At 70.6% G+C, this 13,922-nt stretch carries 15 protein-coding genes; 14 read left to right on the forward strand and 1 reads right to left on the reverse strand.

The genetic code is table 11. The features are described from left to right. Nucleotides 1–34 precede the first annotated feature (34 nt). On the forward strand, nucleotides 35–559 hold the full coding sequence (gene rplJ, locus ACIBQ6_RS49730; RefSeq protein WP_125642941.1) for a 50S ribosomal protein L10: 525 nt from the start codon (nucleotides 35–37) through the stop codon (nucleotides 557–559). 72 nt (nucleotides 560–631) lie between these two features. Beyond that, nucleotides 632–1,024, forward strand: coding sequence for a 50S ribosomal protein L7/L12 (gene rplL, locus ACIBQ6_RS49735; protein WP_357967396.1), 393 nt, complete (start codon nucleotides 632–634; stop codon nucleotides 1,022–1,024). 141 nt (nucleotides 1,025–1,165) lie between these two features. Here rplL and ACIBQ6_RS49740 read toward each other — a convergent pair whose 3' ends face one another. Continuing rightward, nucleotides 1,166–1,579 carry a nuclear transport factor 2 family protein gene (locus ACIBQ6_RS49740; RefSeq protein ID WP_397219500.1) on the reverse strand — a complete coding sequence of 138 codons (414 nt, stop codon included), beginning with the start codon at nucleotides 1,577–1,579 and terminating at the stop codon, nucleotides 1,166–1,168. A gap of 92 nt (nucleotides 1,580–1,671) precedes the next feature. On the opposite strand from ACIBQ6_RS49740, the gene ACIBQ6_RS49745 reads away from it, so the two are divergent. The 12 genes from ACIBQ6_RS49745 to rpoB form a co-directional block, all read left to right on the forward strand. Continuing rightward, on the forward strand, nucleotides 1,672–2,241 hold the full coding sequence (locus ACIBQ6_RS49745) for a TetR family transcriptional regulator (protein ID WP_397153947.1): 570 nt from the start codon (nucleotides 1,672–1,674) through the stop codon (nucleotides 2,239–2,241). A 116-nt stretch (nucleotides 2,242–2,357) separates the two neighbouring features. After that, a complete protein-coding gene (locus ACIBQ6_RS49750; RefSeq protein ID WP_397219501.1) occupies nucleotides 2,358–3,359 on the forward strand; it encodes an ABC transporter ATP-binding protein in 1,002 nt (333 codons plus the stop codon). A gap of 71 nt (nucleotides 3,360–3,430) precedes the next feature. Next, entirely contained in the window at nucleotides 3,431–4,177 is a 747-nt protein-coding gene (locus tag ACIBQ6_RS49755; protein WP_397219502.1) for an MlaE family ABC transporter permease, read from the forward strand. Then, nucleotides 4,174–4,956, forward strand: coding sequence for an ABC transporter permease (locus tag ACIBQ6_RS49760; protein WP_358289115.1), 783 nt, complete (start codon nucleotides 4,174–4,176; stop codon nucleotides 4,954–4,956). Before ACIBQ6_RS49755 ends, ACIBQ6_RS49760 begins: the two co-directional genes overlap by 4 nt. Next, on the forward strand, nucleotides 4,953–6,008 hold the full coding sequence (locus tag ACIBQ6_RS49765; protein ID WP_397219503.1) for an MCE family protein: 1,056 nt from the start codon (nucleotides 4,953–4,955) through the stop codon (nucleotides 6,006–6,008). The genes ACIBQ6_RS49760 and ACIBQ6_RS49765 overlap by 4 nt, the downstream gene beginning before the upstream one ends. Beyond that, a complete protein-coding gene (locus tag ACIBQ6_RS49770; RefSeq protein WP_397219504.1) occupies nucleotides 6,005–6,997 on the forward strand; it encodes an MCE family protein in 993 nt (330 codons plus the stop codon). The genes ACIBQ6_RS49765 and ACIBQ6_RS49770 overlap by 4 nt, the downstream gene beginning before the upstream one ends. After that, on the forward strand, nucleotides 6,988–7,977 hold the full coding sequence (locus ACIBQ6_RS49775) for an MCE family protein (protein WP_397219505.1): 990 nt from the start codon (nucleotides 6,988–6,990) through the stop codon (nucleotides 7,975–7,977). The genes ACIBQ6_RS49770 and ACIBQ6_RS49775 overlap by 10 nt, the downstream gene beginning before the upstream one ends. Further along, nucleotides 7,974–8,954: an MCE family protein gene (locus ACIBQ6_RS49780; protein ID WP_397219506.1), complete on the forward strand. Its 981-nt coding sequence runs from the start codon at nucleotides 7,974–7,976 to the stop codon at nucleotides 8,952–8,954. The genes ACIBQ6_RS49775 and ACIBQ6_RS49780 overlap by 4 nt, the downstream gene beginning before the upstream one ends. Continuing rightward, a complete protein-coding gene (locus ACIBQ6_RS49785) occupies nucleotides 8,951–10,111 on the forward strand; it encodes an MlaD family protein (protein WP_397219507.1) in 1,161 nt (386 codons plus the stop codon). Before ACIBQ6_RS49780 ends, ACIBQ6_RS49785 begins: the two co-directional genes overlap by 4 nt. 6 nt (nucleotides 10,112–10,117) lie before the next feature. Continuing rightward, nucleotides 10,118–10,618 carry a hypothetical protein gene (locus ACIBQ6_RS49790; protein ID WP_358289098.1) on the forward strand — a complete coding sequence of 167 codons (501 nt, stop codon included), beginning with the start codon at nucleotides 10,118–10,120 and terminating at the stop codon, nucleotides 10,616–10,618. Next, on the forward strand, nucleotides 10,615–11,112 hold the full coding sequence (locus ACIBQ6_RS49795; protein WP_397219508.1) for a hypothetical protein: 498 nt from the start codon (nucleotides 10,615–10,617) through the stop codon (nucleotides 11,110–11,112). The genes ACIBQ6_RS49790 and ACIBQ6_RS49795 overlap by 4 nt, the downstream gene beginning before the upstream one ends. A 437-nt stretch (nucleotides 11,113–11,549) precedes the next feature. Then, nucleotides 11,550–13,922: DNA-directed RNA polymerase subunit beta (rpoB, locus tag ACIBQ6_RS49800; protein WP_397219509.1), on the forward strand; the 2,373-nt coding region annotated here is incomplete at its 3' end.

The following is a 13,922-nucleotide window of genomic DNA, read 5'->3' on the forward strand; positions in this document are numbered from 1 at the left end:
AGCCTTCGCCGGCGGCACACCTGGAAGGAGGCCCATGGCGAGGGCGGATAAGGCGACAGCCGTTGCCGAGCTCAAGAGCGAGTTCGAAGGCAGCAGCGCCGCCGTTCTGACCGAGTACCGCGGTCTCACCGTCGCTCAGCTCAAGCAGCTGCGCGTTGCTCTTGGTGAGAATGCGAAGTTCGCCGTGGCGAAGAACACCCTGACCAAGATCGCGGCCAACGAAGCCGGTCTGTCGTTCCCCGACGACCTGCTCACGGGCCCGACCGCGATCGCCTTCGTCAACGGCGACGTTGTCGAGGCGGCCAAGGGTCTGCGTGACTTCGCCAAGGCCAATCCCCTTCTGGTGATCAAGGGTGGTGTGCTCGACGGTAAGACGCTCGACGCCACCGAGATCACCAAGCTCGCCGACCTCGAGTCCCGCGAGGTCCTCCTCGCTAAGCTCGCCGGTGCTCTCAAGGCGAAGCAGAGCGCTGCCGCCGCGGTTTTCGCCGCGCTGCCCACGCAGATGGCTCAGCTGGCCGACGCCCTTCGTGCCAAGCGCGAAGAAGCGGGCGAGTAACACGGGGGTTGCCGCAACTTCCGCGGTCCCGTTCCTAGTTTTCTGCAAGTCCTAAACGTAAGGAAAAGCATCATGGCGAAGCTCAGCAACGACGAGCTGCTCGACGCGTTCAAGGAGATGACCCTCCTCGAGCTGTCCGAGTTCGTGAAGAACTTCGAAGAGGTCTTCGACGTCAAGGCCGCCGCCCCCGTCGCGGTCGCCGCCGCCCCCGCCGCCGGTGGCGGTGGCGAGGCCGCCGCCGTTGAGGAGCAGGACGAGTTCGACGTCATCCTCGAGGCCGCCGGCGACAAGAAGATCCAGGTCATCAAGGAGATCCGCGCCCTCACGTCCCTGGGCCTCAAGGAGGCCAAGGACCTGGTGGACGGCGCTCCCAAGCCGGTCTTCGACGGCAAGGTCAACAAGGAGCAGGCGGAGAAGGCCAAGGCTGCCCTTGAGGGCGCCGGCGCCACCGTGACCGTGAAGTAACTTCCCACTTCACACAGCTCTTCGGAAGAGGCGGACACACCCTGGTGCCGGGTGTGACCGCCTCTTTTCGCATGTAACGGGGACATTCTCCTCCGCGTCTCATCGCCCGGCCAACCGGCGGCGGCATCGCGGTCTTCGACCTCAGCCGAAAGTGATCCCGGTTTCGTGGGCGGCCTCGCGGACCTTGGCGATGGCGCTCGCGTCCATGAAGTCCTTGCAGTGGACGATCCGGCCGTCCCTGATCCGCAGCATCAGCAGCCCCGGGACGACGATCGCCCGCTCGCCCACCTTGACGTGCGCGTTCTGCTCGACGACCACCACCTCGGGATCGTCCGTACGGTGCAACGCGACCCGTTCCACCTCCTGCGGCACGGCGGGGGAGAGGCCCCAGGACGCCCGGTACCCCGCCCGCACCGCCTCCCGCCCCTCGTACGGCGGCAGCCCGCCGAACGGGAACTCGTGCCTGCCGTCCTCCGCGTACAGGTCGGCCAGTTCGTCGGCCGACTTGCGCAGCATCGCGCCGTGGAAGGCGCCGACGATCTCCTCGACGGTCATGACCACAACCCCTCACATCTTGCTCAACACTCGTTGACTCAACGAGCGTAGAGCGAATCCGGTCGAACGGTCAACACGGGTAGAGTCGGACCGTGAGCGAGCGAGTGCTTCCCCGTGCCGAACGGCGGCGCAGAACCGAGGGAAGGATCCTCGACGCGGCCAGGGCGCTGTTCGCCGAAGTCGGCTACGAGCGCGCCACCATCAGGGCGGTCGCGAAGTCCGCCGAGGTCGACCCGGCCCTGGTCATGCAGTACTTCGGCAACAAGCAGGAGCTCTTCAGGGCCGCCGTGCGCGCCACGCCCGCCCCCGAGGCCGCCGCCACCCCCGAGGAACTGGTCGAGCACCTGCTCGGCACCCTCGACGTGAAGATGGGCGAGCTGCCCCAGGGTTCGCTGGCGATGATGCGTTCGATGCTCACCCATCCCGAGGCGGGCACGGCGGCCCGCGAGGCGCTCGCCCGGCAGGTCGACAGGCTCGCCGCCTCGATCCCGGGCGAGGACGCCCGCCTGCGCGCGGCCCTGATGACCACGATCCTGCTCGGCGTGACCGTCGGCCACCAGCTGCTCGAACTGCCCGAGCTGCGCGACGCCCCGCCGGAGCGCATCGCCCGGCTGCTGCGCCCGAGCCTGCGCGCTCTTACCGGACCCGACAGCACCGGGTAACAAGTTATTGGAACCGGTTCCAATTCCTCGGAACGCCGCCACCGCGAGTCCATCCTGGAAGTAAAGTGTGCGGCACGTTATCCCCTGAGTGCTCCCTGTGATCGGGAAGGTGGCCAGTGGGCGTCGAGGTCGTGGTCGAGGGGTTGACCAAGTCGTTCGGTCGGCAGGTCATCTGGGAGGATGTCTCGCTCACGCTGCCCGCGGGTGAGATCTCGGTGCTGCTCGGCCCGTCGGGCACCGGCAAGTCCGTCTTCCTCAAGACGCTGGTCGGCCTGCTGCGTCCCGACCGCGGCCACATCTGGATCGACGGCCACGACCTGGCGAGCTGCCCCGAACGCAAGCTCTACGAGCTGCGCCGGCTGTTCGGCGTGCTGTTCCAGGACGGCGCCCTGTTCGGCTCGCTCAACCTCTACGACAACATCGCCTTCCCGCTGCGCGAGCACACCAGGAAGACCGAGGCCGAGATCCGCCGGATCGTGATGGACAAGATCGACCTGGTCGGGCTGGTCGGCGCCGAGGGCAAGCTGCCCGGCGAGATCTCCGGCGGCATGCGCAAACGCGCCGGCCTGGCCAGGGCGCTGGTGCTCGACCCCGAGATCATCCTGTTCGACGAGCCCGACTCCGGCCTCGACCCGGTCCGCACCGCCTTCCTCAACCAGACGATCGTCGACATCAACGCCGACATCGAGGCCACGTTCCTGATCGTCACCCACGACATCAACACCGCCCGCACGGTCCCCGACAACATCGGGCTGCTGTTCCGCCGCGAGCTGGTCATGTTCGGGCCGCGCGAGATGCTGCTGTCCAGCGACGAGCCGGTGGTGCGGCAGTTCCTCAACGCCCGCAGGCACGGCCCGATCGGCATGTCGGAGGAGAAGGACGTCTCCGAGCTGGAGGCCGAGGCCAGGATGGGCCACGACCCCGGCGGGCTGCCGCCGATCCCGCCGCAGCTCATGCCGAGCGGCAACGTGCTGCGCCGGTCGCAGCAGCCGCCCGGCCGATGGCTGGCGGCCCACGGCGTGACCCCGCCGCAGGGCTCGTTCGTGGACGAACGCGGCCGCGACTGGCTGGAGGAGTACCCCAGGCTGGTCGCCGCCCACGCGGACGGCGTCGCCTAGATCATGAATCCGACCGAGAAGCACTTCCGCGCGGCCCATGACGGTGACTGCATGCGTTCGATCGGCCGCACATGGTGACGGCGGAGGTCGGGCGGTTCGTCGCCATGTCGCTCGACACCGCCAGGGCCGCCGCGCGACGGCCGTTCCAGGTGCGCGAGCTCGTCCGGCAGGCGTGGTTCATCGTCAGCGTGAGCGCCCTGCCCACCGCCCTGGTCGCCATCCCCTTCGGGGCCGTGCTCGCGATGCAGACCGGCAACCTGATCCGCCAGTTCGGCGCCCAGTCCTTCACCGGGGCCACCGCCGTGCTCGGCATCGTCCGCGAGGCTGGCCCGGTGGTGACCGCGCTGATGATCGCGGGCGCGGCCGGCAGCGCGATCTGCGCCGACCTCGGCGCCCGCCGGATCAGGGACGAGATCGACGCCATGGAGGTGCTCGCTGTGGACCCCCTCCACCGGCTCGTCGTGCCCAGGGTCGCCGCCTGCGCGCTGGTCGCGCCGCTGCTCAACGGCCTGGTCGTCACGGTCGGGCTGATCGCCGGCTACCTGTTCAACGTGGTCGTCCAGGGCGGCTCGCCCGGCGCGTACCTGCAGTCGTTCAACGCCCTGGCCGAGGTCTCCGACCTGTGGGTGTCGGAGGGCAAGGCGCTGGTCTTCGGGGTCACGACGGGGCTCGTCGCCGCGTACAAGGGGCTGGGCGCGGCGGGCGGCCCCAAGGGCGTCGGGGAGGCGGTCAACCAGGCCGTGGTGTTCGCCGCCCTGCTGCTGTTCGCCGAGAACTTCCTGATCAGCGCGGTCCACAACGAGCTGGTGCGGTCATGAGGGCGCTCGACCGGCAGGGCGAGTTCTACGCCAGGGCGATCAGGGCCCTCCCGGCCGGCGCGCGCTACCGGCGCGAGGTGCTCAGGCTGCTGGCCGAGGTCGGGCTGGGCAGCGGCGGCCTGGCGGTGATCGGCGGCACGATGACGATCGTCGCCTTCATGACCTTCTTCACCGGCACCGAGGTCGGCCTGCAGGGCTACACCGGCCTCGACCGCATCGGCGGCTCGGCCTTCACCGGCTTCCTGTCCAGCTACGTCAACACCCGCGAGATCGCCCCGCTGGTGTCCGCCATCGGCCTGTCGGCCACCGTGGGCTGCGGGTTCACCGCCCAGCTCGGCGCGATGCGGGTCGGCGAGGAGGTCGACGCGCTGGAGGTCATGGCGGTCCCGCCGGTGCCGTTCCTGGTCACCACGCGGCTGATCGCCGGCTTCGCCGCCGTCATGCCCCTGTACGTGCTCGGCCTGCTCGCCTCCTACGTCGCCACCCGCCTGATCGTGACCGTGCTGCACGACCAGTCCACGGGCACCTACGACCACTACTTCGAGCTGTTCCTGTCGCCCTACGACGTGTTGTGGTCCTTCGGCAAGGCGATGGTCTTCGCCGTCCTGGTGATCCTCATCCACTGCTACCACGGCTTCCACGCCACCGGCGGGCCGGCCGGGGTCGGGGTGGCGGTCGGGCGGGCCGTGCGCGCGGTGCTGGTGACGGTCAACGTCGCCAACCTCCTGCTCGGTCTGGCCATCTGGGGCACGACCACGACGGTGAGGCTGGCCGGATGAGACACGGCGCCGCGCTCCTGGCGATCATCGCCGCCTTCACCGCCCTGACGCTGGCCGTCTACACGAAGGCGTTCTCCACCGCCCGGCACGTCACGCTGCTGCTGCCGGCCGCCGGGCTGCAGCTCGACCGCCGGGCCGACGTCAAGGTCAACGGGGTCGTGGTCGGCGAGGTGGCCGACCTGGCGCCCGCCGACCACGGCGCCCGCCTCACCCTGGCCCTCGACCACGACGTCGACCGCGCCTCCACCGCCGAGCTGCGCGCCAAGACCCTGTTCGGCGAGAAGTACGTCGCCCTGATCCCGCCCAGCTCGCCGCACGGCCCGCTGCGCGACGGCGACGTGATCAGGTCATCGGCCGCCGCCGTCGAGATCACCGAGATCCTCGACCGCCTGCTGGCCCACCTGCGCGCCGTCCACCCCGAACGCCTGAACGCCGTCCTGAACGCCCTGGCCACCGCCCTGGACGGCCGCGGCGCCCGGCTCGGCACGACCCTGGACAGAACCGACGCCTACCTGCGTCGCCTCCAGCCCCACCTGCCGGCGCTGAAGCGGGACATCGCCAAGCTCGCCGACGTCACCGCCCGGTACGGCCAGGCCGCCCCCGACCTGCTGCGCACCCTCGCCAACAGCGCCGCGATCAGCCGCACCCTCACCGCCGCCCCCATCGGCCCGGCCGGCGCGGCCGTCACCCGGGCCGCCACCGCCACCGACCGCCTGCTGACCACGGACGAGCCGGGCATCGTCGGTCTGTCGCACGTCGTCCGCCCGGCCCTCGACGTGGCCGCCCATCACGCGCCCGTCATCCCGTGCGTGCTGCGCGGCCTGGACCGCCTCCGGCCGCTGCTGGACGACGCCTTCGGCCACGGCAGCGCGAAGGCGGTGCTGGAGATCGTCCGGCCGGCGCACCCGTACGAACCCGGCAGGGACACCCCGCGTTACGCCGACCGCAGGGGCCCGGCCTGCTACGGCCTGCCCGACCACGCGCCCGTGCCCTTCCCGGGGGTGCGCTTCGACGACGGCACGGCCGACCTGGCGAGGCTGATGCTGCGATGACCACGCTCGGGCCGGCGCTCAAGCTGGCCGTCTTCGCCCTCGTCACCACCCTGTGCGTGGCCACCCTCGCGATCACGATCTCGGGCGCCCGCTTCACCGCCGCGGTCGTCTACCACGCCCTGTTCACCGACGCCTCGGGGCTGCGCGAGGGCGACGAGGTGCGCATCGCCGGCGTGCGGGTCGGCCGGGTCGAGAGCGTCACGCTGGCGGGCGTCCAGGCCGATGTCGCCTTCTCCGTACGGCGCACCACCGCGCTGCCCCGCTCGGTCGTGGCCGCCGTCCGGTGGCGCAACCTCGTCGGCGACCGCTACCTGACGCTGTCCACCGGCGCCGGCGGCCCCGGCCTGCTGCCGCCGGGCGCCCGCGTGGCCGGCACCCGCCCGGCCCTCGACGTCACGGCCCTGTTCAACGGCTTCAGGCCGCTGCTCAACGCCATCCGCCCCCAGGACGTCAACAAGCTGAGCTGGCAGATCGTCCAGGTGCTCCAGGGCGAGGGCGGCACGGTCGAGGCCCTGCTCGGCCACATCGCCTCCCTCACCGGCACGCTCGCCGACCGCGACGCCGTGATCGGCCGCGTGATCACCAACCTCGGCGCGGTGCTCGGCGAGATCGCCGGCCGGGAGCACGACTACGACCGCCTGCTGATCGACCTGCGCGCCCTGATCGGCGGCCTGGCCGGCGACCGCGAGGCCATCGGCGACTCGCTGGCCACCCTCGACCGTCTCACCGCCGTCACCGGCGACCTCGTCCGCAGGGCCCGGCCCGACCTGCGGGCGAGCGTCCGGCACGCGGACGGGCTGCTCAAGGCGCTCAACGCCAGGAGCGCCCTGGTCGAGGACACCCTCGCCCGCGCCCCCGACCGTCTCGGCCGGCTCGTCCGGGCCTCCTCCTACGGATCCTGGTTCAACTTCTACCTCTGCTCGCTCACGGTCAGGAGCGGCGGCGTGCGCACTCCGAAGATCGTCAACGGGAGCCCGCGATGCCACTGACCCCCTTCAGGAGACGCGATCCCGTGCCGCTGGGCGTCGGCGGCATCGTCGTGGCCCTCGCGCTGGTCGTGGCGGCCCTGGCGGTCGGCGGCCTGCCGCGCGGCAGCACGTACTCGGCCGCGTTCGCCGACTCGGCGGGCCTGCGCGAGCACGACGACGTGGTGATCGCCGGAATCAAGGTCGGGGAGGTCACCGGCGTCGATCTCGAAGGCGACCACGTCCGCGTCGATCTGCGGGTGGCCGACGACGTCCGGCTCGGCTCGCTGACCAGGGCGGACATCCGGATCAAGACCCTGCTCGGCGCCCACTTCGTCATGCTCGTCCCCGAGGGCGGCGGCCGGCTCCAGGGGCAGATCCCGCTGTCGCGCACCAGCGTCCCCTACGAGGTCGCGCCCGCCGTCGCCGACCTGGGCGCGGCCGCGGGACGCGTCGACGAGCGGGCCCTGGCCGCGGCCATGACCGTGTTGTCGCAGACCATGGAAGGCTCCTCGACGGAGATCCGGGCCTCCCTCCGCGGGCTCGGCAGGCTCTCGCGTACCGTCGCCGCCCGCGACGCCCGCCTCCACGACCTGGTCGGCCACGCCCGTACCGTCACCGGCCTGCTGGCCCGCCGCAACGCCGACCTGCACGACCTGGTCACCGACGGCGACCTGCTGCTGCGCGAGGTCTCCGCGCGGCGGGCCGTCGTCCACGGGCTGCTGGTCAACACGATCGTGCTGGCCGGGCAGATCGACGGGCTGGTCGCCGACAACAGGACCACGTTGCGACCCGCGCTCGAACGGCTGCGCTCGTTCGTCGCGGTGCTGCGCCGCCAGGAGGAGAGCCTCGACCGGTCGCTGGCCCTGCTCGGGCCGTTCACCCGGCAGCTCGCCGACGCGACCGGCAACGGGCGCTGGTTCGACACGATCATCCAGAACCTGGTCCCGCTGCCCGCCTCGATCCGGCCGCCCGACCCCCTGCCGGAAGGACCCGTGCGATGAGAGGCCCGCTCGTCCTGGCGCTGCTGCTCGCGACCCTGGCCGGCTGCGGCTTCGAGGGGGTGGCCTCGCTGCCGCTGCCCGGCGGCGCCGACCTGGGCGCGCGGCCGTACGCGGTGACCATCCGGTTCGCCGACGCGCTCGACCTGGTGCCGCGCTCGCCGTGCAAGGTCGACGACGTCACCGTGGGCGAGGTCACCGGCGTGGAGCTGGGCGACGACTGGCGGGCCGACGTGGTCTGCCAGGTGCGCGGCGACGTCGCCCTGCCCGACCGCACCTCGGCGGCGATCTCGCAGACGAGCCTGCTGGGGGAGAAGTTCGTCGAACTGCTGCCCGCCGGGCGCGGGCGGTTGAGCGGCCCGATCCCGGTGGCCCGGACGAGCACGACGGCCGAGGTCGAGGAGGTGTTGTCGGCCGCCTCGCTGCTGGTCGACGGCGGCGGCCTCGACCAGTTCGCGACCGTCAACCGTGAGCTGGCCGACGTGCTCGACGGCCGCTCGGCCCGGCTGAAGGACCTGCTGCGCAGGCTCGGCGCGTTCGCCGCGGGGCTCGACGGCTCCAGGAAGCAGATCGTCCGGCTGATCGACGCCCTCGACGGCCTCACCGGCACCCTGGCCGCCCAGCGTGCCACGATCAGGGCCACCGCCACCGAGATCGGCCCGGCCGTCGCCCTGCTCAAGGGCCAGCGCGCGGGCCTGACCGCCATGCTCGCCGCCCTCGACCGGCTCGGCCGCACCGCCACCCGCGTCGTGGAGCGTTCCCAGGCCGACGCCCTCGCCGACCTCCGCCACCTGCGCGAGCTCCTGCTCAACCTCGACCGGGCGCGCGACAGCGTCGCGTCGGGGCTGGCGACCGCGATCACGTTCCCGTTCCCGGGGTCGGCCTCGTCCATGCTGCGCGGCGACTACGCCAACACCGACCTGACCGTCGACGCCTCGCCCGGCGCCACGCTGCGCAACCTGCTCGGCGGTGCGCGATGACCGTCAGGCTGGTGGCGTTCGCGCTGATCGGGGTGGTGGCGGTGGCGTACACGCTGGTCAGGTACGCCCGGGTCGGCGCCGACCTGTTCGACCCCGCCTACCGGGTCACGGTCGAACTCGCCGACGCGGGCGGGCTGTTCGACGGCTCGGAGGTGACCTACCGAGGGGTGCCGATCGGCCGGGTGGAGTCGCTGGCGGTGGCGGGCGACGGCGCGCGGGCCGTGGTCAGGCTCGGGTCCGGCGACCCGGTCCCGGCCCGCGGCCTGCTGGCGGTGGTGGCCAACCGGTCGGGGGTGGGGGAGCAGTACCTGGACCTGCGGCCCGCCGGGGGCGCGGGGCCGTACCTGCGGGAGGGGGACGTGATCGACCGCGCGCACACGCGGCTGCCGGTTCCCACGTCCAAGCTGCTCGGCGACACCGACCGCCTGCTGGCCTCGATCGACCCGCGCGACCTGGAGACGGTTGTGACCGAGCTGGACAAGGGGCTCGGCGGCAACGGGCCGGCCCTGCGACGGCTGGCCGACGCGGGCGAGAAGCTGCTCGGACAGGCCGAGAGCGTCCTTCCCGAGACGGTCGCGGTGCTGCACGACGGGGAGACCGCGCTCGACGCTCAGCGGGCCTCTGGGAGCCATCTGAAGGCATTCGCCGGGAATCTGGCGAGCTTGACCGATTCGCTCCGCGACGGTCGCGGCGACCTCGCACACGTGATCGGCCGCACCCCGCGCGCGGCCGAGTCGCTCGAACGCCTGACCGACGGCGTCGCGCCTCACCTGCGCCCGCTGCTGACCCACCTGGTGATCGGCGGCCGGACGGTCTCCGCCCGCGTCACCGCCCTCCGGCAGCTCCTGATCGGCTACCCGGCCGCCGTCGCGGGCGCCTTCTCCGTGGTCGACCGGGACGGCCTGCACTTCGGCCTCGACCTCGACCTCAACGTCCCCAGGCCGTGCACCCGCGGCTACGAGGGCGTACGCAGGCGGCAGCCCCACGACGTCCGCACCCGGCCGCCCGACCCGGAGGCGTTCTGCAGGGAGCCGCGCGGCAGCGCGACCGGCGTGCGCGGCGCCCGCAACGCCCCCGCTCCCCAACCGCCTCCGTCGATTCCAGGGCTTCAGGACTGGCTCGCGGGTTATGATCCGGCGACCGGCCGGAAGGGGTGAGCACAGGTGGGAGCACTTCCCGCGCGCCCGGCACGCATCCTCGTGGCCGCCCTCAGCGTGACGCTGGCGGCGCTCGTCGCCGCCGGCGTGTGGATCTCCCTCCAGGCGCGTGACGCGCAGGCCCTGGCCGACGACCGGCAGGCCGCGCTGCTCGCGGCCGGCACCCACGCCAAGAACCTGGTCTCGCTCGACTACAGGACCGTCGACGCCGACGTGCAGCGCATCCTCGACACCTGCACGGGCGGGGCCAGAACCGGCTACCAGGCCATCGCGGGCAAGCTCAAGAGCACCACGGTCGCCAACAAGGTCGTCCAGCACGGCGTCCTGCGCGCGACCGGCCTGGTGTCGATGTCCGGCGGCACTGCGAAGGTGCTGGTGGTGGCCGACGCCGAGATCCGCTGGGACGGCTCCAAGAGCCCGCCCCAGGAGCGCTTCTACCGCTGGACGATGGACGTGACCAAGGCCGGCGGCGTGTGGCTGGTGTCGAAGGTGGTGCAGGTGGTGTGAGAACCGTCACTGTGGTGCTGCTCGGCGTCCTGGTGGTCGTCGCGGGCGTGCTGGTGCCCAGGATGTGGTTCGACCTGCGTGACCTGCGGGGGGCCGAAGGGGCCGGGGCCGAGGCGATGGCGACGGCCCGCCAGGTCGCCCCCGACATGTTCTCCTACGACTACCGCTCGGTGGAGGCCGACCTGGCCAGGGCCGGGGCGTACACGACGGGCGAGCTGACCAGGCACTACAAGGAGCTCACCACGTCGCTGGTGTCCAAGGCCAAGGCCGAGAAGACCGTGCGCACGGCGGCCGTGGTGGACGCCGGCGTCGAGCGCGCCACGCCCGACAGGGTCGAGGTCCTGTTGTTCGTGAACATGGTTACGGTAAAAGTAGTGCCGAACCAGGACAGGCCTCAGCAACAGGTGACCCAGAACCGAGCCCGGTTCGTCATGGTCAGGCAAGACGGGCGATGGCTGGTCGAGGGGCTGTCCACGCTGCTGGGAACGGCTTGAGCCGCCGGGCGTGCCGCTACCTTCAATTGTTACCAAAAATCAGGTTTGGTGAAGCCCTTGATAGGGGTACTCCAGTCACAGCTACACCGGCGGTCGGCATGGGTTCGACCCCCGGGGTGACGGAGCGTTAACCGCCCACGATCGCGGGTATCGTCTTGGGCCTGGCGGTAGGCGCCCGATCACACTGGGGAGAAAACTCCAGCGTCCGGGCCTCTAGGCGGCTAAAAGTCGGGCTCGCGGGCTTGACGTTTGCGGCTGAACGGGCGATGCTGCGACCAACGTGGAGCATGCAGCGAGAGCGAAGTGGACAGGCGTGTGCCGTTCGGCTACACTGCCCCTTTGCGCTGCCCTTTGACGACCCGTGATGCTTGCTCACGTTGCGAGGTTGTCTGGCGTGCGTGTAGTCAGTCCGCCGCGAGCCCTCGGAAGGACATCTGTTGGCAGCCTCGCGCAACGCCTCCGCCGTACCCGCTGGTCCCCGTCGCGTCTCTTTCGCGCGCATCCAGGAGCCCCTCGAAGTTCCTGATCTTCTCGCTCTGCAGACCGAGTCGTTCGACTGGTTGCTGGGCAACGAGAAGTGGAAGGGCCGGGTAGAGGCGGCTCGTCAGGCCGGGCGCAGGGACGTCCCGACCCAGTCGGGCCTCGAAGAGATCTTCGAAGAGATCAGTCCCATCGAGGACTTCTCGGGGACCATGTCCTTGTCGTTCCGCGACCACCGGTTCGAGCCGCCCAAGTACTCAGTCGATGAGTGCAAAGACAAGGACATGACCTTCTCCGCCCCGATGTTCGTGACGGCGGAGTTCATCAATAACACCACCGGTGAGATCAAGAGCCAGACGGTGTTCATGGGTGATTTCCCGCTCATGACGCCGAAGGGCACGTTCATCATCAACGGCACCGAGCGTGTCGTGGTCTCGCAGCTGGTCCGTTCGCCGGGTGTCTATTTCGAACGTAACGTCGACAAGACCTCGGACAAGGATCTGTACGGCTGCAAGGTCATCCCGTCGCGGGGTGCCTGGCTGGAGTTCGAGATCGACAAGCGCGACAGCGTCGGTGTGCGCATCGACCGTAAGCGCAAGCAGGCCGTCACCGTGCTTCTCAAGGCATTGGGATGGACCAACGACCAGATCCTCGAGCGGTTCGGCCAGTACGAGTCGATGCGGGCGACGCTGGAGAAGGACCACACGGCCGGCCAGGACGACGCCCTGCTGGACATCTACCGCAAGCTGCGGCCGGGTGAGCCGCCGACCAAGGAGTCGGCGCAGACCCTGCTGGAGAACCTGTACTTCAACCCCAAGCGGTACGACCTGGCCAAGGTGGGCCGCTACAAGATCAACAAGAAGCTCGGGGTCGACTCCGAGATCACGCAGGGCACGCTGACCGAAGAGGACATCGTCGCCACCATCGAGTACATCGTCCGCCTGCACGCGGGCGAGGAGTCGATGCCGGGCGCCAACGGTGAGGTGATCGTCGAGGTCGACGACATCGACCACTTCGGCAACCGCCGCCTGCGCAGCGTCGGCGAGCTCATCCAGAACCAGGTCCGCCTGGGCCTGGCCCGCATGGAGCGCGTCGTCCGCGAGCGGATGACCACCCAGGACGTCGAGGCGATCACGCCGCAGACCCTGATCAACATCCGTCCCGTCGTGGCCTCCATCAAGGAGTTCTTCGGCACCTCGCAGCTGTCGCAGTTCATGGACCAGACCAACCCGCTGGCCGGCCTGACGCACAAGCGGCGTCTGTCCGCGCTCGGCCCCGGTGGTCTGTCCCGTGAGCGGGCCGGCTTCGAGGTCCGTGACGTGCACCCGTCCCACTACGGCCGGATGTGCCCGATCGAGACCCCTGAAGGCCCGAACATCGGTCTGATCGGCTCGCTGGCCTCCTACGGCCGCATCAACGCCTTCGGCTTCGTCGAGACGCCTTACCGCAAGGTCGTCGACGGCCGGGTGACCGACCAGATCGACTACCTGACGGCCGACGAGGAAGACCGCTACGTCAAGGCGCAGGCCAACACGACGCTCAACCCCGACGGGTCGTTCGCCGAGTCCCGCGTCCTGGTCCGCACCAAGGGCGGCGAGACCGAGCTCGCCCGTGCCGAGGAAGTCGACTACATCGACGTGTCGCCGCGCCAGATGGTGTCGGTCGCCACCGCGATGATCCCCTTCCTCGAGCACGACGACGCCAACCGCGCGCTCATGGGCTCCAACATGCAGCGCCAGTCGGTGCCGCTGCTCAAGAGCGAGGCGCCGCTGGTCGGCACCGGCATGGAGTACCGTGCCGCGACCGACGCAGGCGACGTCATCAGCGCCGAGAAGGCCGGCGTGGTCGAGGAGGTCTCGGCCGACTACGTCACCGTCATGAACGACGACGGCACGCGTACGACGTACCGGGTCGCCAAGTTCAAGCGCTCCAACCAGGGCACCTCCTTCAACCAGAAGCCCATCGTCGCCGAGGGCGACCGGGTCGAGGTCAACCAGGTCATCGCCGACGGCCCCTGCACCGACAACGGTGAGATGGCGCTCGGCAAGAACCTGCTCGTGGCGTTCATGCCGTGGGAGGGCCACAACTACGAAGACGCCATCATCCTGTCCCAGCGCCTGGTCCAGGACGACGTCCTGTCCTCGATCCACATCGAGGAGCACGAGGTCGACGCCCGCGACACCAAGCTGGGCCCGGAGGAGATCACCCGGGACATCCCCAACGTGTCGGAAGAGGTCCTGGCCGACCTCGACGAGCGCGGCATCATCCGGATCGGCGCCGAGGTCGTCCCCGGCGACATCCTGGTCGGCAAGGTCACCCCGAAGGGCGAG

It is taken from the genome of Nonomuraea sp. NPDC049655 (genome assembly GCF_044465465.1).
GTDB lineage: Bacteria > Actinomycetota > Actinomycetes > Streptosporangiales > Streptosporangiaceae > Nonomuraea.